Annotated in this window: 21 protein-coding genes; 9 read left to right on the top strand and 12 right to left on the bottom strand. The window is 68.5% G+C overall.

Annotation, left to right across the window (positions count from 1 at the left end; all coding sequences use genetic code 11):
- Nucleotides 1–117: 117 nt before the first annotated feature.
- The 7 genes from lptB to CYR75_RS14685 form a co-directional block, all read right to left on the bottom strand.
- Entirely contained in the window at nt 118–867 is a 750-nt protein-coding gene (lptB, locus tag CYR75_RS14715) for an LPS export ABC transporter ATP-binding protein (RefSeq protein ID WP_101500720.1), read from the bottom strand.
- Nucleotides 867–1,349: a lipopolysaccharide transport periplasmic protein LptA gene (gene lptA / locus CYR75_RS14710; protein WP_101500719.1), complete on the bottom strand. Its 483-nt coding sequence runs from the start codon at nt 1,347–1,349 to the stop codon at nt 867–869. The genes lptB and lptA overlap by 1 nt, the downstream gene beginning before the upstream one ends.
- A gap of 54 nt (nt 1,350–1,403) precedes the next feature.
- Nucleotides 1,404–1,970: a hypothetical protein gene (locus tag CYR75_RS14705; protein ID WP_101500718.1), complete on the bottom strand. Its 567-nt coding sequence runs from the start codon at nt 1,968–1,970 to the stop codon at nt 1,404–1,406.
- Nucleotides 1,971–1,972: 2 nt separating this feature from the next.
- A complete protein-coding gene (locus tag CYR75_RS14700; RefSeq protein ID WP_101500717.1) occupies nt 1,973–2,917 on the bottom strand; it encodes a KpsF/GutQ family sugar-phosphate isomerase in 945 nt (314 codons plus the stop codon).
- A gap of 9 nt (nt 2,918–2,926) precedes the next feature.
- Nucleotides 2,927–3,541 (bottom strand): ribonuclease D, encoded by a 615-nt coding sequence (locus CYR75_RS14695; RefSeq protein WP_101500716.1) that lies wholly within the window; start codon nt 3,539–3,541, stop codon nt 2,927–2,929.
- A 122-nt stretch (nt 3,542–3,663) separates the two neighbouring features.
- The gene (locus CYR75_RS14690) at nt 3,664–4,380 is read right to left on the bottom strand and encodes an anti-sigma factor (protein WP_225972763.1); all 717 of its coding nucleotides are present in this window, start codon (nt 4,378–4,380) and stop codon (nt 3,664–3,666) included.
- A complete protein-coding gene (locus CYR75_RS14685; RefSeq protein WP_101501076.1) occupies nt 4,373–4,918 on the bottom strand; it encodes a sigma-70 family RNA polymerase sigma factor in 546 nt (181 codons plus the stop codon). Before CYR75_RS14685 ends, CYR75_RS14690 begins: the two co-directional genes overlap by 8 nt.
- Nucleotides 4,919–5,083: 165 nt before the next feature.
- Here CYR75_RS14685 and CYR75_RS14680 point away from each other — a divergent pair, with 165 nt between their 5' ends.
- The 9 genes from CYR75_RS14680 (at nt 5,084) to CYR75_RS14640 (ending at nt 13,781) form a co-directional block, all read left to right on the top strand.
- Entirely contained in the window at nt 5,084–5,608 is a 525-nt protein-coding gene (locus tag CYR75_RS14680; RefSeq protein ID WP_101500715.1) for a fasciclin domain-containing protein, read from the top strand.
- 142 nt (nt 5,609–5,750) lie between these two features.
- Nucleotides 5,751–7,034 (top strand): NAD(P)/FAD-dependent oxidoreductase, encoded by a 1,284-nt coding sequence (locus CYR75_RS14675; RefSeq protein ID WP_225972762.1) that lies wholly within the window; start codon nt 5,751–5,753, stop codon nt 7,032–7,034.
- Nucleotides 7,031–7,813: a DUF1365 domain-containing protein gene (locus CYR75_RS14670; RefSeq protein ID WP_101500714.1), complete on the top strand. Its 783-nt coding sequence runs from the start codon at nt 7,031–7,033 to the stop codon at nt 7,811–7,813. The genes CYR75_RS14675 and CYR75_RS14670 overlap by 4 nt, the downstream gene beginning before the upstream one ends.
- Before the next feature lies 1 nt (nt 7,814).
- Nucleotides 7,815–8,972: an SAM-dependent methyltransferase gene (locus tag CYR75_RS14665; protein ID WP_101500713.1), complete on the top strand. Its 1,158-nt coding sequence runs from the start codon at nt 7,815–7,817 to the stop codon at nt 8,970–8,972.
- Nucleotides 8,965–10,260, top strand: a complete 1,296-nt coding sequence (locus tag CYR75_RS14660; RefSeq protein ID WP_101500712.1) for an MFS transporter — start codon at nt 8,965–8,967, stop codon at nt 10,258–10,260. The genes CYR75_RS14665 and CYR75_RS14660 overlap by 8 nt, the downstream gene beginning before the upstream one ends.
- Nucleotides 10,257–10,985, top strand: coding sequence for an SDR family NAD(P)-dependent oxidoreductase (locus CYR75_RS14655; protein ID WP_192876662.1), 729 nt, complete (start codon nt 10,257–10,259; stop codon nt 10,983–10,985). The genes CYR75_RS14660 and CYR75_RS14655 overlap by 4 nt, the downstream gene beginning before the upstream one ends.
- Nucleotides 10,982–11,692: a hypothetical protein gene (locus CYR75_RS14650; protein WP_101500711.1), complete on the top strand. Its 711-nt coding sequence runs from the start codon at nt 10,982–10,984 to the stop codon at nt 11,690–11,692. The genes CYR75_RS14655 and CYR75_RS14650 overlap by 4 nt, the downstream gene beginning before the upstream one ends.
- Complete coding sequence (locus CYR75_RS14645; protein ID WP_225972761.1) at nt 11,689–12,252, top strand: glutathione peroxidase; 564 nt, start codon at nt 11,689–11,691, stop codon at nt 12,250–12,252. The genes CYR75_RS14650 and CYR75_RS14645 overlap by 4 nt, the downstream gene beginning before the upstream one ends.
- Nucleotides 12,249–13,781, top strand: coding sequence for a cryptochrome/photolyase family protein (locus CYR75_RS14640; RefSeq protein ID WP_101500710.1), 1,533 nt, complete (start codon nt 12,249–12,251; stop codon nt 13,779–13,781). Before CYR75_RS14645 ends, CYR75_RS14640 begins: the two co-directional genes overlap by 4 nt.
- Nucleotides 13,782–13,843: 62 nt before the next feature.
- Here CYR75_RS14640 and CYR75_RS14635 read toward each other — a convergent pair whose 3' ends face one another.
- The 5 genes from CYR75_RS14635 to CYR75_RS14615 form a co-directional block, all read right to left on the bottom strand.
- Nucleotides 13,844–14,506, bottom strand: coding sequence for an SDR family NAD(P)-dependent oxidoreductase (locus CYR75_RS14635; protein WP_101500709.1), 663 nt, complete (start codon nt 14,504–14,506; stop codon nt 13,844–13,846).
- Entirely contained in the window at nt 14,503–14,901 is a 399-nt protein-coding gene (locus tag CYR75_RS14630; protein WP_101500708.1) for a DUF2177 family protein, read from the bottom strand. Before CYR75_RS14630 ends, CYR75_RS14635 begins: the two co-directional genes overlap by 4 nt.
- 84 nt (nt 14,902–14,985) lie before the next feature.
- Nucleotides 14,986–16,317 (bottom strand): HlyD family type I secretion periplasmic adaptor subunit, encoded by a 1,332-nt coding sequence (locus CYR75_RS14625; RefSeq protein WP_101500707.1) that lies wholly within the window; start codon nt 16,315–16,317, stop codon nt 14,986–14,988.
- Complete coding sequence (locus CYR75_RS14620; RefSeq protein WP_101500706.1) at nt 16,314–18,284, bottom strand: type I secretion system permease/ATPase; 1,971 nt, start codon at nt 18,282–18,284, stop codon at nt 16,314–16,316. The genes CYR75_RS14625 and CYR75_RS14620 overlap by 4 nt, the downstream gene beginning before the upstream one ends.
- Nucleotides 18,281–20,245: an autotransporter outer membrane beta-barrel domain-containing protein gene (locus tag CYR75_RS14615; protein ID WP_158644676.1), complete on the bottom strand. Its 1,965-nt coding sequence runs from the start codon at nt 20,243–20,245 to the stop codon at nt 18,281–18,283. The genes CYR75_RS14620 and CYR75_RS14615 overlap by 4 nt, the downstream gene beginning before the upstream one ends.
- Between the last annotated feature and the right edge of the window lie 53 nt (nt 20,246–20,298).

Genomic DNA, 20,298 nt, shown 5'->3' with positions numbered 1-20,298 from the left:
TTTCCCTTTCATCATCGGCTCCCGCCGGAATAGGGGCGGAATTTCACCGATGATTCCAGTCTGCGACCGGCCTGCGGGACTGTCAACGACAGCCGGATGCGACATCGCGCCAAAGCGTCAGGTCATGCTGAAGGTGTCGCCCAGATAGACCTCGCGGACGCGGGGATCGGCGATGATCTGGTCGGTGGTGCCCGACATCAGCACATGGCCGTCATGCAGGATATAGGCGCGGTCGACGATGCCCAAGGTCTCGCGGACATTGTGGTCGGTGATCAGCACGCCGATGCCGCGGGTCTTGAGATCCTGCACCAGCCCGCGGATATCCGCCACCGCGATGGGGTCCACCCCGGCAAAGGGTTCGTCCAGCAGCAGATAGCGCGGCCCGGCGGCAAGGCAGCGCGCGATCTCGGCCCGGCGGCGCTCGCCGCCCGACAGCGCCATGGCCGAGGCGTGGCGGATATGGCCGATCGAGAACTCGCCCAGCAACTCCTCCAACCGCTCGCGGCGGCGGTGGGCGTTCCCTTCGACCACCTCGAGGACGGCGGCGATGTTCTGTTCCACCGTGAGCCCGCGAAAGATCGACATTTCCTGCGGCAGATAGCCGATGCCCAGCCGGGCGCGGCGATACATGGGCAGAAAGCTGGCATCCTGCCCGTCGATGCTGACCTGCCCCGAATCGGGCGCGACCAGACCGGCGATGCAATAGAAACAGGTGGTCTTGCCGCTGCCATTGGGGCCCAGCAGGGCCACGATCTCGCCCTGCGCCAGATCGAGATCGACATCGCGGATGACCAGACGGCGGCTATAGGATTTCCGCAGGTTGCGGACCGACAGCCCCTTGGGCACGGCGCCCGCGACCGGCGGCATCAGTTGCCGCCCGGTTGCAGGACCGACCGCACCCGCCCGGTCACCTGCGCGGTGCCGTCGGCCAGGTTCACCTGCATGCTGTCGCCCGACAGGATGTTCTGGCCCTGCGTCAGCAACACCTGCCCGCTGAGGGTGATGTTGCCCGTGGCCACGTCATAGACCGCCCGCTCTGCCTCGGCCGCGTCGGGGCCGCTGACCAGGGTGACGTTGCCGGTGGCCTCGAGCGTGTCGATTTTCTGCTGGCTGTCCTTGGCGTAGTGCACGACGACCTCGTCGGCGGCCAGCTTCATCTCGCCCTGTCCGATGCGGACATTGCCGCTGAACACCGCCTGCCCCGTGCTCTGATTGACGCTGAGGCTGTCGGCCGACAGTTCGACCGGCGCCGAGACATCTGCCTTGATCCCGCCAAAGGCCACGGTCTGCGCCAGCCCCGGCAGCGCGGCCAGCATCAGCAGGGTTGCAAGGGTCACGGCGCGGCGCATCTGGGGTTCCTTTCGGGACGCTTGGGGTCGGTCGGCAGGCAGGAAATAGCGACGTCAGGGCTGGTATAGCAGACGCACATCGCCGTTCAAACGCAAGTGCTGCTGCCCGTCATCGCCGCGCGTCCATTCGAGGCTGTCGGCCCGCACCCGGCCCAGCGGCGCGAATCCCTGCAACCCGCCCGAACCAGAGATGCTGTCGCCGACCAGATCGCCCTCGATCTGCGGGATGGTCATAGCCCAGCCGTCCGAGGTGGTCATCCGCACCCCGCCCGACAGGTGCACGACCTGATCCTCGACCCGCGCGGTGGGGGCGGTCAGATCGGCGGCCAGCCCCTCGGCCGCGCGCCAGGTCAGCCGCAACCCCTGCGCCGCCCCCGAATCGTCGGCGCCGGGGCGCAGCTGCTCGGCGGTCAGCGTCACCGCCGCGCCGCCATCGGTGACGGCCGCAAATTCGGGGCGGGTCATTCGCGGGTCGCGGGCCAGATCCTGGGCATCGACCTCGGCATAGGGGATCGCGGCGTCAGGATCGGGCTTGCGGCCCAGCAGGAACAGCGTCGACAGGATCGCCAGCGCCGCCAGCGGCAGGATCACGCGCAGCCAGGCGATCAGCCGCGAGCGCATGGTCAGACGATCCCGGCGCGCAGACAGTCATGGATGTGCAGGATGCCGCGCGGCTGGTCGTCCTCGACCGCGAAAAGGCAGGTGATCTTGCGCGATTGCATTTCCGCCAAGGCCGCCTCGGCCAGTTGATCGGGCAGGATGGTGCGCGGGCTGGGGGTCATCACATCGGCGGCCCGCAGGTCCAGAAGCCCCTGCATGTGCCGCCGCAGGTCGCCATCGGTGATGATCCCGGCCAGCCGCCCGTCCTGATGCGTCACGCCGGTCACGCCATAGCCCTTCTGGCTGATCGTCAGCAGCGCCTCGGTCATCGGCGTGTCCAGACCGACCAGCGGCATGTCCTGATGCATCAGGTCGCCGACCCGGGCCAGCTTGGCGCCCAGCTTGCCGCCGGGGTGGAAGGTGCGGAAATGTTCGGGGGTAAAGCGCCGATGCTCCATCAGCGCCACCGCCAGCGCATCGCCCAGCGCCAGCGTCATGGTGGTCGAGGTGGTGGGCACGATGTCCTTGCCGCAGGCTTCGGGCGCTTGCGGCAGCAGCAGCGCGACATCGCTTTGCCGCATCAGGGTCGAGCCAGGGCGACCGGCAATGCCGATCAGCGGGATCTCGAACCGGCGGGTATGCGCCACGATATCGGCGATCTCGGGCGTCTCACCGGAATTCGAGATGACGATGACCACATCGCCCTGCGTGACCATGCCCAGATCGCCGTGGCTGGCCTCGGCGGGGTGGACGAACTGCGCCGGCGTGCCGGTGCTGGCCAGCGTGGCCGCCAGCTTGCGCCCGATATGGCCGGATTTGCCCATGCCCGAGACCACGACCCGGCCCCGCGCGGCGAGGATGGTTTCCACGGCGCGGTCGAAGCTGTCGCCAAGGCTGTCCGACAGGGCGGCCAGCCCGTCGGCCTCGGTCGCGATGACGCGGCGGGCGGTGTCCAGATAGATGCTCATCCCCGGCATCTAGTGGTGGAAGATGTCGTTGTCATCCCCCCAGCCCAGCAGGTCCAGCCGGGCGCGGGTGGGCAGAAAGTCGAAACAGGCCTGCGCCAGCGCCAGACGATCCTCGCGGATCAGCAGCGCTTCCAGCTTGTCGCGCAGCTTGTGCAGGTGCAGCACGTCGGAGGCGGCATATTCGATCTGCGCCTCGGTCAGTTCGACGGCCCCCCAGTCCGAGGTCTGCTGCTGTTTCGAGATGTCGACATCCGCCAGCGCCTGCAGCAGGTATTTCAGCCCGTGGCGGTCGGTATAGGTGCGGATCAGCTTGGACGCGATCTTGGTGCACCAGACCGGCGCGGTGGTGACGCCAAAGGCGTTTTCCAGCATCGCGATGTCGAAACGGCCGTAATGGAACAGCTTCAGCACGCGCGGATCTTCCAGCATCCGGGTCAGGTTCGGCGCCTCGGTCTGGCCCTGGGCGATCTGGACCAGATGCGCGTCGCCATCGCCCGAGGACATCTGCACCAGGCACAGCCGGTCGCGGCGCGGGTCGAGGCCCATCGTCTCGGTGTCGATGGCCACCACCGGGCCAAGGTCAAGCTCGTCGGGCAGGTCGTTCTGATACAGATGATTGGCCATGCAAGATCCCTTTGTCTGCGGCGTCTATAGGCGGGTTTCGGGCCGGGGTCAGCCCTTTGCCGTCACGGCGGGCCGGAAAAGGCGCGGCGGGCGCGGAAACGCCCGCCTCGACCGGCCCCGCGTCAGATCCGGCGCAGCTGCGCGGCGGCGACGACCGGCCCGGTGGCCACCCCCTGCGGCGAGCCGCCGGCGGGTTCGTCGGTGATGGCCAGCGTCGCATCGGCGACCAGCGCCCGCAATTCGTCCGGGATCGGCATGGCGGCGGTGCCCTGCCGGGGCATGACCCCCAGCGAGATCGGCGCCATCTCGTCCTTGATCAGCCACAGCTCCCAATCGCGGCCCTCGCCCGGCGCCTGACCGCCGACCGAGACGCGCATCTCGCCCTTGTCCTCGTCATACAGCGCCGCCAGCCGGATCTCGCCATCCTGCGAGACCATGTCCGACACCCAAAGCCGCTCATCCGCCGGCGCCTGCGGGCCGATGGTCGACAGCGGGTCCAGCAGCACCACCGCCAGCAGCGAGGCCGCGACCAGCGCCGAGCCGATGCCCAGCCAGCGCCAGAAGCGCGGCACCCCCGTCTGCCCCGGCGTCGCGGTATCGCTGAACAGCCGCGCCTGCAGACCGGCCCAGACATGCTGCGGCACCGGCACCGCCGTCACCTCGTCCGTCAGGGGTGAGAACTGCGTCTGCCACAGCCTGACCTGATGCTGCAGCGCCTCGTCGGTTTCCAGACGGCGCGCGAATTCCTGCCGCTCGGGCTGCGGCAGGGTGCCCAGCACATATTCGCCCGCCGTGGCGATGTCCGAATCGGAGGGTTGCATCGGATCGCGCTCAGCCATGGCTCAGACACTCGCGCAGTTGGATCAGGCTGCGGCGCAGCCATGACCGCATGGTGTTCATCGGCACGTCGAACCGCTGCGACAGCTCGATATAGCTGTCGCCCTCGACATAGGCGAGGCGCACGGCCTCGCCCCGCGGCGGGTTCAGCGCCGAGATGCAGGCGTCGATGCGCCGCCCTTCCGAGGCGGTGACGGCGCTGTCCTCGGGCGTGGGGGCGTCGTCGGCCAGCGTTTCGGCCGCGTCCAGATCGCCGCCGCCGGGCTTGCGTGCGCGCAGCAGGTCGATGGCATGGTTGCGCGTCACCGTGTTCAGCCAGGCCTGCGGGCTGGCGATGGCGGTGCTATAGCGGTCGGCGCTATGCCAGATCTTGACGAAAATATCCTGCAACGCGTCCTCGGCCTCGGTTCTGTCCTTGAGGATACGAAGGCAGATGGCGAAAAGTTTCGGCCCCGTCGCCTGATACAGGCGCGAGAACGCCGCCCGGTCGCGCATGGCCACCCGCGCTAGCATGTCGGCAAGGTCGTTGGGCACGGGCATGGACACTCCAGACAGGGTCGCGGGCAGTTTGCGACAGGGCGCGGCGGCATACAACCGCCCTGTGTTGCGGCCAATCGGCGCAATCTGATCACGAAACTGTGAGCGGTGCAACAAATCGCAAACCCCTCCCGTCCCTTCATTGTCCCACAAATGGAGGAACCACCAATGACCTTTCTGAAAACCACCGCCGCCGCCGCCACCGCCCTTGCGCTGACCGGCTTTGCGACCATGGCACCGGCGCAGGATGCGATGCCCGCGACCGTCGTGGATATCGTCGTCGGTTCGGACGCCCACACCACGCTGGAAGCGGCCGTAATCGCCGCCGGTCTGGCCGAGACGCTTTCGGGCGAAGGTCCGTTCACCGTATTCGCCCCGACCGACGAGGCTTTTGCCGCCCTGCCCGCCGGTGCGCTGGAAGACGCGCTGAAGCCCGAGAACAAGGAAATGCTGACCAGCATCCTCGGCTGCCACGTCGTCGGCGCCAAGGCGATGGCCGCCGATGTCGTCAAGATGGTCGCGGATGGCAACGGCATGGCCGAAGTCACCACCATCGGCAACTGCGCGCTCAAGCTGAGCGTCATGGACGGCATGGTGAAGATCAATGACAGCGTCACCGTCACCGCCGCCGATCTCGAGGCCGGCAATGGCGTCGTGCATGTCATCGACGGAGTGCTGATGCCCGCCATGTAAGGCAGGCAACGCACCGGCCGGTGCCGCTGGACCCCACCAGCCCCTGCAACGCCCCACGGTTGCAGACCCCACCGGCCAGGCCAAGGGGCGCGCAAGCGCCCCTTGTGCCGACTGGACCACCCTACCCAATCGGAGCGATGGCTTGAACACTCGGCTGAAGACCGCGATCATCGGCAGCGGCATCTCGGGGCTTGGCAGCGCCTTTCTGCTGGACCCCCATCACGACATCACCCTGTTCGAGGCCGCGCCCCGCGCCGGCGGCCATGCCCGCACCGTCACCGCAGGCGGGGTGTCGGTCGATACCGGCTTCATCGTCTGCAACCGCCGCACCTATCCGCTGTTCGTGCCGCTGATGAAACATCTGGGCGTGGCGCTGGAACGCAGCGACATGTCGTTTTCCGCCAGCTTCGGCGCCGGCGCCTATGAATACGGCACCTTCAGCACCCGCGCCATGTTCGCCCGCCCGATGTGTCTTGTCGAGGCCGGGCACTGGCGGCTGATCCGCGACATCATGCGCTTTTTCCGCGAAGCCCCCGACTACGCCAGTTCCGGCGGCAGCATCGGCGAGATGATCTCGGCCATGCGGCTGGGGGACGAGTTCCGCGACCGCTTCCTGCTGCCCATCTCGGGCGCGATCTGGTCGACCCCGACCGAGCGGATGATGAACTTCCCCGCCGACGCCTTCGTGCGGTTCTTCGACAATCACGGGCTGCTGTCGGTCAACGGCCAGCCGCAATGGCTAACCGTCACTGGCGGCGCGCGCGTCTATGTCGACGCCATCCTGTCGCGGCTGCGGGGCGAGGTGCGGCTGGGCTGCCCGGTCTTTTCGGTCCAGCGCACCGAAACCGGGGTCGATGTCACCAGCCCGCGCGGGGTCGAACGCTTCGACCGCGTCGTGCTGGCCACCCATGCGCCGCAGGCGCTGGCCATGCTGGACCGCCCCGACGCGCAGGAACGCGCGATCCTGGGCGCGCTGCGCACGCAGCCGAACCGCATGGTGCTGCATTCCGACCCAAAGCTGATGCCGCGCCGGAAATCGGCATGGGCGGCGTGGAACTATGTCACGCAGGGCGACACCCCGCCCACCGACCGGCCGATCAGCCTGTCCTACTGGATGAACCGGCTGCAGAACCTCGACACGCCGCAGCCGCTGATCGTGACCCTGAACCCGGAGATCGAGCCGCGTCACATCCACGACGAAGAGGTGTTTCACCACCCCCAATTCGACGACGCGGCGCTGTCCGCGCAGGAACGCCTGCCGCTGATCCAAGGGCGCGGCGGGGTCCATTACGCGGGCGCCTGGACGCGATACGGCTTTCACGAGGACGGGCTGCTGTCGGCGTTGCGCGTCGCGCAGTCGATGGGCGTCAAATGGCCCTTTGGCCCCGATCCCTGGGCCGCGCCGCTGGCCGAGATCCCGGCATGAGCGATCTGTGGGACGGCGCGCTGATCGATGCGACGATCTGGCACGGCCGGTCGGGCGATGTCTCGCGCCAGTTCCGCTATCGCGCCACCTATCTGGCGACCCCGCTGGCAGCGCTGGAAGACGCGCGCCTGCCGCTGGCCCCCGACCGGGCGGGGCTATGGTCGCTGCGCCGGCGCGATTACGGCTTTTGCGACGGCCGGCCGCTGCAGGACTTCATCGCAGCGCAGCTGGACCCGCATGGGCTGGCGCATTGCGACGTGACGCTGATCACCCTGCCGCGCACATCCGGTTACGGCTTCAACCCGGTCAGCTTCTGGCTGGCCCGCGACGAACGGGGCCTGCGCGCGGTGCTGGCCGAGGTGTCCAACACCTTTGGCGAGCGGCATCTGTATCTGTGCCGCCACCCCGACAACCGCCCGATCACCCGCAGCGACCGGCTCAGCGGCGAAAAGCTGTTCCACGTCTCGCCCTTCCTGCCGCGCGGCGGCAGCTATCGCTTCCGCTTTCACCCCGGCCCCGACCGCTTCGGCGCCTGGATCGACTGGCTGGGCGCGGATGGCTCGCTGCGGCTGGGGACCGCGATGACCGGGCCGGCGCGCGCGCTGACGCGGACCAGCCTGCGCCGCGCCATGCTGCGCCATCCGATGCAAAGCCAGAAGGTCATCGGGCTGATATACTGGCAGGCATTGAAGCTGGCGGCGCGCGGCGTCGCCTATCGACGCAAGCCGGAACAACTGGCGCGGACACGGTCCGACGCCAGCGAGACAACGGAGAGTTAGCATGTTCGAACGCCATATCCGTGACGAATTCCTGCGCGCGCTGGACGGCGTCAGCCATGGCAGCCTGCGCCTGACCACGCCCGAGGGGACGACCCGCGTCTTTGCCGGCGCCGCCCCCGGCCCGGATGCCGAGATGCAGATCACCGACTGGCGGATGGTCCCCGCCCTCGCCTCGCGCGGGGATGTCGGGCTGACCGAGGCTTACCGCGACGGCTGGGTCGACAGCCCCGACCTGACCGCGCTCTTGACCTTCGGCCTGATGAACGAGGCCGCACTCGACCGCTATATCTATGGCCACCGCCTGCAGGGGCTGGCCATGCAGGCGCTGTATCTGCTGAACCGCAACACCCGCCGCGGCGCGCGCCGCAACATCGCCGCCCATTACGACCTGGGCAACGAGTTCTACCGGCTGTGGCTGGACGAGACGATGACCTACTCCTCGGCGCTTTATGCCCCCGGCGACGATCTGGCGGCGGCGCAGCGGCGCAAATACGACCGGCTGATCGACGGGCTGGACACCGGATCGGGCCGGCTGCTCGAGATCGGCTGCGGATGGGGCGGGTTTGCCGAACGCGCGCTGGAACGCGGCGATTTCCACACCCGCGGGTTGACCCTGTCGCAAGAGCAGGCGGAATACGCCCGCGAGCGGCTGCAGGGCGAGGCCGAGATCGCCTTGCGGGATTATCGCGACCAGTCCGGCCGCTTCGACCACATCGTCAGCATCGAGATGTTCGAGGCGGTGGGCGAGCGCTTCTGGCCGGTCTATTTCGGCAAGCTGGCCGAGCTGCTGTCGGACAAGGGCCGGGCGATGATCCAGACCATCACCGTCGCCGACCGCTATTTCGACCGCTATCGCAAGGGCGGCGACATGATCCGCAGCTTCATCTTTCCCGGCGGAATGCTGCCCTGCCCGACCCGGTTCGAGGCCGAGGCCACCGCCGCCGGCCTGCGCGTGGACGAGGCGCATGGCTTTGGCAAGGACTACGCCCGCACCCTGACCGAGTGGCTGTCCCGTTTCGACGCGCGCCTGCCGCAGATCCGCGAGATGGGCTTTGACGACGGCTTCATCCGGGTCTGGCGGTTCTATCTGGCCGCCTGCGCCGCGGCCTTCGACGTCGGGCGCACCGATGTGGTGCAATACCGGCTGAGCCATGGCTGAGGCACTCGCCCCAGGCGCGCCGGTCGCTGCGGGCGGGGGTCGCGCCCGAGGCGCGGCGCTGTCGCGCGGCGATCTGGCGGCGCATGGGGCGCTGGCTTTGCCGCTCGCCTTCGGGGGGTTGCCGCTTTATATCCACGCGCCGGATTTCTATGCCGCGCAGTTGGGCGTGCCGCTGGCGGCGCTGGGGGTGACGCTGTTCTGGCTGCGGCTGCTGGATGCCGCGCTCGATCCGCTGGCGGGTTGGGCGGGCGACCGCTGGCCGGCTGCGCGCGGCGTGTTGCTGACCGGCGGCGCGGTGCTGCTGGCGGCGGGGGTCGCGGCGCTGTTCGCGCCCGCCGGGCCTGCGCCGCTGGTCTGGTTCGCGCTGGCGATGGCGGTGGCGACGGTCGGGCACAGCCTGATCTCGGTGACGCTGATGACGCTGGGCGGGCTGTGGCGGCGCGATCCGGCCGACAAGGCGCGGATCAGCGCTGTGCGAGAGGGGTTCGGCCTCGCCGGGCTGATCGCGGCGGTGGTGCTGCCCGCCTTCCTCGCGCCGCTGATCGGGCGGCAGGCCGGGCTGCTGGTGACGGCGCTGCTGCTGGCGGTGGCGCTGGCGGTGACCCTGCCCCTCTTTCGCCGCTGGCGCCAGGGCGCGCGGCTGGAATTGCGTCCGGCCGCCGAGGCCGCGCCCGACTGGCCGGCGCTGGCGCCGTTCTACGCCATCGCGGCGCTGGTCCTGCTGTCGGCGGCGCTGCCCGCCACGCTGATCCTGATGCTGATCCGCGATCTGCTGGGCGCCGAGGGGCTGACCGGGGCGCTGCTGCTGTGCTATTTCCTCGCCGCCCTGCCGGGTGCGGCGCTTGCCGGGCGGCTGGCCGGGCGGTTCGGCGCGGTGCCGGTCTGGGGCGCCTCGCTCGCGCTGTCGGTCGCGGGCTTTGCCTTTGCCCTGACGCTGGGGCACGGCGATGTCGCGGCCTTTGCGCTGATCTGCGTTGCCACCGGTTTCTGCTTCGGGGCCGATCTGGTGCTGCCGCCCGCCATCCTGTCGGCGCGGATCGAGGCCACCGCGACCGAGCGTGCCGCCGGCCGCGCCTATGCCGCGCTGGGGTTTCTGACCAAGGCCGCGCTGGCGCTGGCCGGCGCGATTGCCCTGCCGCTGCTGCAGGGCGCGGGGTTTCAGCCGGGGGCGGACAACGACGGCGCCGCGCTGCGGCTGTTGCTGCTGCTTTATGCCGGGGCGCCGCTGCTGCTGCGCGCGGCGGCCATCGCGGTCTTGGCGTGGTTCTGGCGGAGGGGTGCGATATGACCGAACGGATCTGGATCATGGGGGCCAGCGACGGCATCGGCGCGGAACTCGCCCGCGCCTATGCGCGGCGCGGGGCCGCGCTGATCCTCTCGGCCCGGCGCGCCGAGGCGCTGCAGGCCGTCGCCGCCGACTGCCCCGGCGCGCAGGTGGTTCCCGCCGACATCGCCGACCGCGAAAGCCTTGCCGCCGCTGCCGAGATCATCGCGGCGGGCGGCAAGCTGGACCGGGCGATCACGCTGGCGGGCCTTTATGCGCCGGGCAAGGCGATGGAGGCCGACCCCGAACAGGCCGCGCAGATCGTCACCGTGAACCTGACCGGCACGCTGAACTTCGTCCATCTGGCGCAACCGCTGCTGAGGCAGCGCGGCCAGCTTGCGCTGACCGGCTCGGTCGCGGGCTATGTGGGGCTGCCGCAGGGGCAGATCTATTCCGCGACCAAGGCCGGGATCATCAACCTCGCCGAGACGCTGCGGGCCGAGCTTGCCGGCCAGACCGATGTGCGGATCATCAACCCCGGCTTTGTCGACAGCCGCATGACGCGCCTGAACGAGTTCGACATGCCCTTCATCATTCAGCCCGATCAGGCGGCAGCGGCGATCCTGCGCGGGCTGGACCGCAAGGGGTTCGAGATCCACTTTCCGCGCCGATTGACCCTTGCGCTGAAGCTGCTGCGCCTGTTGCCATATTGGGCATTGATTCCGATCACAAAGAGGCTGGTAAGATGACCGATCGTATCTGGGCGTGGCTGGTTCTGATCCTCGCGGTGGCGTTTGCGGTGTCGCCGTTGTTCAGCGACGGCTTCAACGGGTTCACCAAGGACCAGTTTCCGGTCGTGCTGGACCACTGGCCCGCGCAGCCTGCCGGCTGGGCGTTCTCGATCTGGGGCATCATCTATCTGTGGCTGATCATCGGGCTTGGCTATGGCGTCTGGCGGCGGGCGGATGACCCGGACTGGCAGCCTGCGCGGCCGGCGCTGGCGCTGTCGCTGGCGGTGGGCGTGCCGTGGATCGCGGTCGCCAACATGGCGCCCATCGCGGCCACGGTGATGATCCTGATCATGGCGGCGGCGGCGATTGCGGCCATGCTGCGCGCCGGCCACCGCGATCCGCTGCTGCAGGCCCAGCCCATCGGGCTTTACGCGGGCTGGCTGACGGCGGCCAGCGGCGTGGCGCTGGCGGTGACGCTGTCGGGCCATGCCGTGCTGTCGCCGCAGCCCGCCGCCCTGATCCTGCTGGCGCTGGTGCTGGCCGTGGCGCTGATCGTGCAGGCGCGGCGGCCCGATGTCTGGAGCTATCCGCTGGCCGTCGGTTGGGCCGCCCTTGGCATCGTCGCCGCCAATTTCCGTGCCGATTACTGGCCCGTCGCGGCGCTGGCCGCGCTTGGCATTGTCGCGCTTGCATGGCGCTATTTCTCGGGAAAGGACATGACATGAACCGACGCCGTTTCACGCTGACCTCGCTGTCGGCCCTGGCGCTGATGTCGGGGCTGCTGCCCAGCCGCGGCCTTGCCGCCGGGGCCGGGGCCGCGCCCAGTTTCAGCTTTCCGTCCATCGACGGCGGCACGCTGAACACCGCCGATTGGCGCGGCCGCCCGGTGCTGGTGGTCAACACCGCCTCGCTTTGCGGCTTCACCCCGCAGCTGGCCGGCTTGCAGACGCTGCACGAAACCTATGGCCCGCGCGGGCTGGTGGTGCTGGCGGTGCCCTCGGACGCCTTTGCGCAGGAATATGACGACGCCAAGCGCGTCAAGGAGTTCTGCACCATCCAGTATGGCATCACCCTGCCGATGACCGACATCCTGCCGGTGACGGGGGCGCAGGCGCATCCCTTCTATCGCTGGCTGGCCGAGACGGCGGGTTTCGTGCCGAAATGGAACTTCAACAAGGTGCTGCTGGACCCGCAGGGGCAGGTGGTGGCGACCTGGGGCTCGTTCACCAAACCCAGCTCGGCGCGGATATCCGACGCCTTCCTGCCGCTGCTGCCGCGCGCATGACGCGCAGGCTGGTCCTGATCCTCGGCGACCAGCTGACGCCGGGGATTTCCTCGCTGCTGGGGGGCGACAAGTCCCGCGACGTCATCCTGATGGCCGAGGTCGCGGCCGAGGCGGCTTACGCCGACCACCACAAGCAAAAGCTGGCGCTGGTCTTTGCCGCCATGCGCCATTTCGCGCAAGAGCTGCGGCAGGCGGGCTGGCAGGTCGATTACCGCAAGCTGACCGAGGGCCTGCCTGATCTGGAAAGCGCGCTTGCCGACGCCATCGCCGCCCATGACCCTGAAACCGTGGTCATCACCGAACCGGGCGAGTGGCGGCTGTGGGACACGATGCAGGGCTGGGAGGCGCGTCTGCACCGGCCTATCCTGATCCGCGACGACAGCCGCTTTCTGTGCAGCCGCGATGCCTTTGCCAACTGGGCGGCCGACCGCAAGACGCTGGTGATGGAGCATTTCTACCGCGTCATGCGCCGCCAGACCGGGCTGCTGATGCAGGAGGACCAGCCCGCCGGCGGGGTCTGGAACCTGGACGCCGAAAACCGCAACCCGCCCCGCGACAGCCTGTTCCTGCCCGCGCCCCCGACAGGCGCCGACGACCCCGTCACTGCCGAGGTGCTGGACATGGTCGAGGCGCAGTTCCCCGACCATTTCGGCCGCCTGCGCCCGTTTCACTGGCAGGTGACCCGCGCGGGTGCCGAGGCCGCCCGCGACGCCTTCCTGCGCGACGCCCTGCCCGATTTCGGCCGCTATCAGGACGCGATGCTGGCCGACCGGCCGTTCATGTATCACTCGCTGCTGTCGCCCTATCTGAACCTCGGGCTGCTGGACCCGCTGGACCTGTGCCGCCGGGCCGAGGCAGAGTGGCAGGCCGGCCGCGCGCCCCTGAATGCGGTCGAGGGCTTTATCCGCCAGATCATCGGCTGGCGCGAATATGTGCGCGGGGTCTATTGGCTGAAGATGCCGGACTATGCCGCGATGAACGTGCTGGGCGCGGAGCGGCCCCTGCCCGGCTTTTATTGGACAGGCGAGACCAACATGCGCTGTCTGTCGCAGGTGATCGGCCAGACGCTCGACACCGCTTACGCCCACCACATCCAGCGCCTGATGATCACCGGCACCTATGCGCTGCTGATCGGCGCCGATCCGGTGGCGGTTCATCGCTGGTATCTGGGCGTCTATGCCGACGCCTATGAATGGGTCGAGCTGCCGAACACGCTGGGGATGTCGCAATATGCCGATGGCGGCTTGCTGGGGACCAAACCCTATGCGGCGAGCGCGAACTACATCGACAAGATGTCGGATTATTGCGGCGGCTGCGCCTTTGATCCGAAGCGACGGACCGGGCCCGACGCCTGCCCGTGGAATGCGCTCTATTGGGATTTCATCGCCCGGCACGAGGATCGTTGGGCGCAGAACCATCGCATGAAGGTGATCGTGCAGAGCTGGCGCCGCAAGCCCAAGGCCGAGCAGAAGGCGCTGCGCGAGGCGGCGGCGGCGCATCTGGCGGCGCTGCAGCCTTATGGCGGGTGAGGGTCAGGGTGGCGGCCCTGTTCGCCCTGGGCTGCGCGTGACGTCGAAGCGCCATGCGGCCGCTACCAGACGACCGGCTGGCCCTTCCAGTCGTGAAAGCTGCCGCTGTCCTGCGGGGTCAGCGCCTCGATCACGCCCAGCAGGGCTTGGGCCGATTGCGCGGGGGTGATGGTGGGGTGGTTTGCGGCATAACGTGCGGTCAGGGGTGTCTCGACCGTGCCGGGGTGCAAGGCCACGACGATGGATTGCGGGCGTTTGCGGGCGATCTCGATGGCGGCGGTGCGGATGATCTGGTTCTGCGCGGCCTTGGCGGCGCGATAGGCGATCCAGCCGCCCAGCCGGTTGTCCCCGATGGACCCCACCCGCGCCGACAGCGAGGCAAAGACCGACCGCCCCTGTCTGCGCAGCAGCGGGCTGAAATAGCGCAGCGCCAGCGCCACGCCGGTGGCGTTCAGCGCGAATTGCGCGGCCATGCCCTGAGCTTCGACGGATGACAGGCTCTTTTCCGGCTGATAACCGTCAATGACCAGCGCGCCGGTCGCGTTCAGGATCAGGTCGAATTCGCCGTCGAGCCCAGCGGCAGCCTGCGCCACCGACTCCTGCCGGGTCAGGTCCAGCCCGTCGCCGCTGCGCGACAGCCCCGTGACCTCGGCCCCCTGCCTGCGCAAGGCATCCGCCAGCGCGGCCCCGATGCCGCCGCTGCTGCCCAGCACCAGCGCCCTCATGTGACGGCGCGGGTGAACAGCACCCCGGCCCAGGCCGTGACGCCGGTCAGGCTGGCGCCCCACAGCGTGTCGACAATGACCTGATTCCAGCTCCAGTCGCGCAGGGTGGCGAGGTTGGTGAACTCATAGGTGCCGTAGGCCATCAGCCCGATCAGCACCCCGCCCAGCAGCGCCTGCAAGGGCCGGTCGGCGTTCAGCGCCGGGACCGAGACGAAATACAAAAGCCCCGCGACATAGGCGGCATAGAAGCCCGCCGCCGGTCCCAGCCGCAGCGGATCGGCCAGCAGATGCCCGACATGGCGTTCGAAGATCGGCCGGATCATCTGGGTGATCCCGATCATGTCGAGGACAAGGAACACGGTCAGGCTGGACAGATACAGCACGATCAGGGACATGAATTCTCTCCGCTTGTTCAGATGCGTCACATTAGATGACGGATCGGCAGGCGGAAAAGTTGCATCGGGCCGGCGGGGGCGCGGTCAGTTCTCGCGGAAGGCGCGGGACAGGCTGTCCTGAATGGGCTTGATGATATATTGCGCGAAGGTGCGCGAGGCGGTCTCGATCATGATCTCGGCCGGCATCCCCGGCGTCGGGCGGAAGCCCTTGACGCGCGACAGCTCCTCGGGCGGCAACTGGATGCGGACGACAAACACCTCTTGCGCGCCGGCCTGGGTGCTGGTGGTCAGCGCGTCGGCGGACAGATAGACCAGCTCGCCTTCCAGCACCGGCGTCGTGCGCTGGTTCAGCGACGTCAGCCGGACCGAGGCGCGGTGCCCGACGCGCACATCATCGACATCCCCGCGCGAGACATGCGCCTCGATCAGCAGGGGGGCGTCTTGGGGCAGGATCTCGAAGATGGGCTTGCCGGCCTCGATCACGCCGCCGGTGGTGTGATAGTGCATCCGCACGATGGTCCCGGCGACCGGCGACTGGATCTGCGCGCGGGTCAGCACGTCATGGGCCTTGGAGGCCTGTTCGCGGATGCTGTCCAGATCGGCCTCGATCAGCTGCTGCTCCTCAAGCGCGGTCTGGCGGGCCTGGGTCAGGGTCTGTTCGATCTGGCGGTTGGTCTTGGCCACCGCCTCTTCGGTCTCGGCGATCTGCGAGCGCAGCCGGTCGGCCTGCCCCTTGGCATCGGCCACGGCGCGGGCCAGCTGGTTCACCTCGCTGCGCCGGACAAGGCCGCGTTCCAGCAGCGCCTCGCGCGCGACGAAGTCCTCTTCCAGCAGGTCGATCTGGGTCTGGACAGCGGCAAGCTGGCCCTGAAACCCGGCGATGCGGGACTGGTTGGCGATGGTGTTGCTTTCCAGCAGCGCGATTTCGCCCTGCAGCCGGACCTTGGCCCCGGCGAAGGCGGCATGCTGTTCGTCAAGGATGGCGTCGATTTCCGGCAGGTCGCGGCGGTCCAGCAGCGCCTGCGGGAAGTCCAGCTGGTCGAGGCCGCGATACTCGGCGCTCAGCCGCGCGGTGATCGCCTCCAGCCGGGCGCGGCGCAGTTCCAGCTCGCGCTGATTGGCGTTGGCGGCGGTCTGGTCCAGCACCAGCAGCGTCTCGCCCGCGGCCACGAAATCGCCCTCTTCCACCAGAATCTCGTTGATGATGCCGCCTTCCAGATGCTGCACGATCTTGTTGCGGCCGGTGGCGACAAAGCTGCCCGGCGCCATCACCGCCGCCGCCAGCGGCGCGCGGAAGGCCCAGACGCCAAAGCCGCCAAAGGACAGCGCCAGCAGCAGCAGCCCCAGCAGCATGTGCCAGCGCGTCGAGCGCGGGACCGCGCTGTAGAGCTGTTCGAAATCGGTGGCGTCGGTCATGTGGTGACTCCGCTTTCGGGCAGGGTCTGCGGGTTGGTGCGGCCGGTGGTGTCCGCCCCGGCCCGGCGCTGCGCGAGTTGCTGCAACACCTGTTCGCGCGCCCCGAACATGGCGATCTGCCCGTCGGCCAGCAGCATGATGTTGTCGACATCGCGCAGGATCGAGGATTTCTGCGTGATGACGATGACCGTGATCCCCTGCTGCCGGGCCAGCGCCAGCGCCTGCGACAGCGCCTTGTCCCCGGCGGCGTCGAGGTTCGAGTTCGGCTCGTCCAGCACCACCATGCGCGGATTGCCGAAAAACGCCCGCGCCAGCCCGATGCGCTGCTTTTGCCCGCCGGACAGGGGCGAGCCGTCGGCGGCGACGAAGGTCTCATACCCCTCGGGCAGGCGGGCGATCATGTCGTGGACATCGGCCAGGATGGCGGCGTCATAGATGTCCTGGTCGCTGGCGTCGCTGCGCATCCGGGCGATGTTGCTTTTGATCGTGCCGGGGAACAGCTGCACGTCCTGCGGCAGATAGCCGATGGACTGGCCCAGCTGCCGCTGATCCCAGTTGCGCAGGTCCATCAGGTCCATCCGCACCGCACCCGAGGTCGGCAGGACCGACCCCACCAGCATCTTGCCCAGCGTCGTCTTGCCCGCGCCGGAATTGCCAACGATCCCCAGCGAGGCCCCCGGCCGCAGCGAGAAGGTCAGCGAGTTCAGCACCACGCGCTTGGTCCCCTGCGGCACATACAGCAGGCGTTCGACATCCAGCCGGCCTTCCGGCTTGGGCAGGCGCAGCCGCTGCGTGTTCAGGACCGAGGATTTCAGCAGGTTCGAGATGCGGCCATAGGATGCCCGCGCCAGCAGCGCGATGTTCCAGCCCTCGATGGCGCCCTCGATCGGGGCCAGCGCGCGGCCGGCGATGATCGAGGCCGCGATGACCATGCCGCCGGTGATCTCGCCATGCAGCGCCAGATAGGCGCCCCAGCCCAGCAGCCCGACCTGCGTCAGCAGCCGCACCGCGCGGGACGCGCCGGAAAACATGATGTTGCGGTCCTGCGCCTTGACCTGCGCGGCCATCGACCCCGACGCCTCGCGGCCCCAGATCGTCACCGCCTCGGGGATCATGGCCAGAGCGTTGATGATCTGCGAATTGCGGGCCATGGAATCGAGATGCAGGTTGGCAAGGCTTTGATGCTGGTTCGCCAGCCCGAACGGCGTCGCGGTGGCCCGCTGGTTCAGCAGCGCGATCACCATCAGCACCAGCGCCGTTGCCATGACGATCAGCCCCAGATGCGGGTGGACCAGAAAGATCGCCAGAATGAACAGCGGCGCAAAGGGCAGGTCCAGAAAGGACAGCAGCGTGGGCGAGACGAGAAACGCCCGCAATTGCTGCAGATCGCCAAGGATCTGATACTCGCGCCCGTTGCTTTGCAGCGAGGCCCGCGCCGCCGCCGACAGGATCGGCGCGCCCAGCCGGGCCGACATGTCGACGGAACACCGCAGCAGCATCAGCCGCCGCAGCGAATCGAACACCACCTGCAGCAGCACCGCGCCGATGATGACCACGGTCAGCATGATCAGCGTATCGTTGGACCGGCTGGTCAGCACCCGGTCCGAGATCTGGAACAGATAGATGGGGATCGCCAGCACCAGCAGGTTGGTGACGCTGGAAAACAGCGCGACGCCAAGGATGCTGGGCCAGATCGCGCGCAGGCTGGCCGGCAGCGCGGCGGCCAGATCGGGTTCTGTCGTGCGCTTGTGAAAGACACCGCCCGGCCCCTTGCCGCCGCCATGCCCGCCTGCGGTCTTCGGGTTTTCCGGCAGGGGCGGCAGGCGTCCGGCCTTGCCCTCGATGGTCGCGCCGGTGCCCAGCGGCGCATCGGTGCGGGCGACATCGGGGTGATCGACGCGGGCGGTGCTGTCGAGACGCAAGCGGGGACGGGGTTCTGCGGTGATCGTGTCGTCACGCGGGCTCATGAAAGCACCGTCTGCATCACGTCGGCGGGCACGCTGGTCATCGCGGCCATCGGGCCGAAGGTCACATCGCCGCCGCCCGGATCATCGTCGCCCAACATGGAATCGGCGAGGAACAGCACCGCCTCGCTGGCCAGCGCGCCTGCGCCCGGTGCCAGCGGATCGTCGGTCGAGATCAGCTCGGCCTGATGCAGCAGCGCGTCGCTGTAATAGCCCTGCCCGGTATGGACCGTGGCATCGACCCCGAACTCGGCCAAGGTGGCGGCATTGACCAGCATGTTCGACCCGGTGACGACCGACAGATGCGCGGCGTCGCCCATCGCCTGCTGCGCCTCGGACAGGCTCAGCTGGATCTGGTCGGAATCGCCCAGGATGTTGGTCTGGCGGATGACATTCATCGACACCAGATCGCCGGTGATGTGCAGCACGCGGACAACATCCAGCCCGGCCAGCGCGGGGTCTTGCAGCGTCACCGCCGGCAACGACAGATCGGTGCCGGGCGGATGGGCGAGGTTCTGCATCTGCACCTGCGTCAGCTGCCCGCCCTGCATCGCGCCGCTTTGATAGATCACCGCGTCATTCACCAGCAGGTTGTCGCCGCTGCTGATCGAGACGCCATTCGCGCCGCTGACGCTGATCCGGTCGTCATCCAGCAGCACATTGGTCTGCAGCACCGCGTTGATGTTGATCATCGAGCCATCGACCACGATGACGTCGAACTGCGCCCCCAGCTCCAGCAGCGAGATGGTGCTGGTCACACCATTGGCGCCGGTCACCAGCAGCGTCTCGGACCCGGTCAGGGTCAGCGAGGCCACGTCATTGTCGCTGACGAAGTTGCGCTGATCGACCCAGTTGAGGCTGATAAGGCTCGCATCCAGCGTCGCCACCGCATAGATCGGCCCGCCGCCCGCATGGCCGGTCGAGGCCGTGCCGGTCCCGCTGGTCGAAACCACGGTGATCGAGGCCATGTTGAAGCTCTGCGTCGTCCCCTCGCCCCCGATCCGGCCGCTGACCGGCCCGCTGCCAAAGCCGCCGACGTGGATGCTGTCCATGTCGCTGACGACATTGACCTGGCTGATCAGGTTGTGGCTGATCGACTGGCCGGCGACATACAGCACCGGCGCGGAAATCCAGCTGGCGGTCAGCGCGACCTGATTGACCAGCACATTGGCCCCGGCGACCACCTCATGCGCGGGGCCGTCATCAGGCGCCGCGTCGTCCTCTGGCTCGGGCTGGGGGCGCAGATAGACGGGCTTGAGGCTGTCCACCTCGGGCCGCTCTTCGGCCAACTCACCATTGATGTGCAGGCCGATGGTGTCCTCGCCATGGATCTGCGCGACCACGGCTCCGGCAGGGGCCTCGGCGTCCATCGCCTCAACCGACGCCTGCTGGACCTGCGCGGCCATGGCGACGAAATCGGATTCATGTTCGGGCAGCTCCAGTGCCAGCGAGACGCCGAGCGCCTGCGCGGCCTCGGTCAGGGTCTCAAGCCGCGCAAGGATGGCGGTGTCCGGGATCAGCGCGTCGCCGAACTCGGACGGGTTCAGGAAATCATCGTCGAACAGCGCGTTCTGCTGCAGGATCACCGCCACCACCGATCCCGGCGGGGTCAGGACCCAATGCACCGGCGCCGCAGCACCCGCCGCCGAGGCGACGGAATCGCCCGCCGGCAGCGAGACCCACGGCCCGCCGGACCAGACCTTCATCGGCGCGGTCGGGGCGATCCATGACAGCTCCACGCCCTCGGCCGTCGGGGCCGGTAGCGTCGGGGTCACGATGTTGCGGAAGCTGGCCTCGAAATCGCCCTTGGTCGCCAGCAGGACGGGCACATAATCCTGCGTCGGGATCGGATCGAGCTGCTGATCCTGAAGCCGTCCCAGCATCGGATCATAGTCAACGCGCATCCGGCCCGCTTCTTCGCTGATCCTGAACAGACCGATGAAATGCCAGATGGCTTCATCCACGGGACCAATCACCAGCATCGGCTTTTCCCCAACTGTCAGGAAGCGAAACGGGC

The sequence above is a fragment of the Paracoccus jeotgali genome, from assembly GCF_002865605.1.
Taxonomy (GTDB): domain Bacteria; phylum Pseudomonadota; class Alphaproteobacteria; order Rhodobacterales; family Rhodobacteraceae; genus Paracoccus; species Paracoccus jeotgali.
This window is presented reverse-complemented; position numbering and strand designations above follow the sequence as displayed.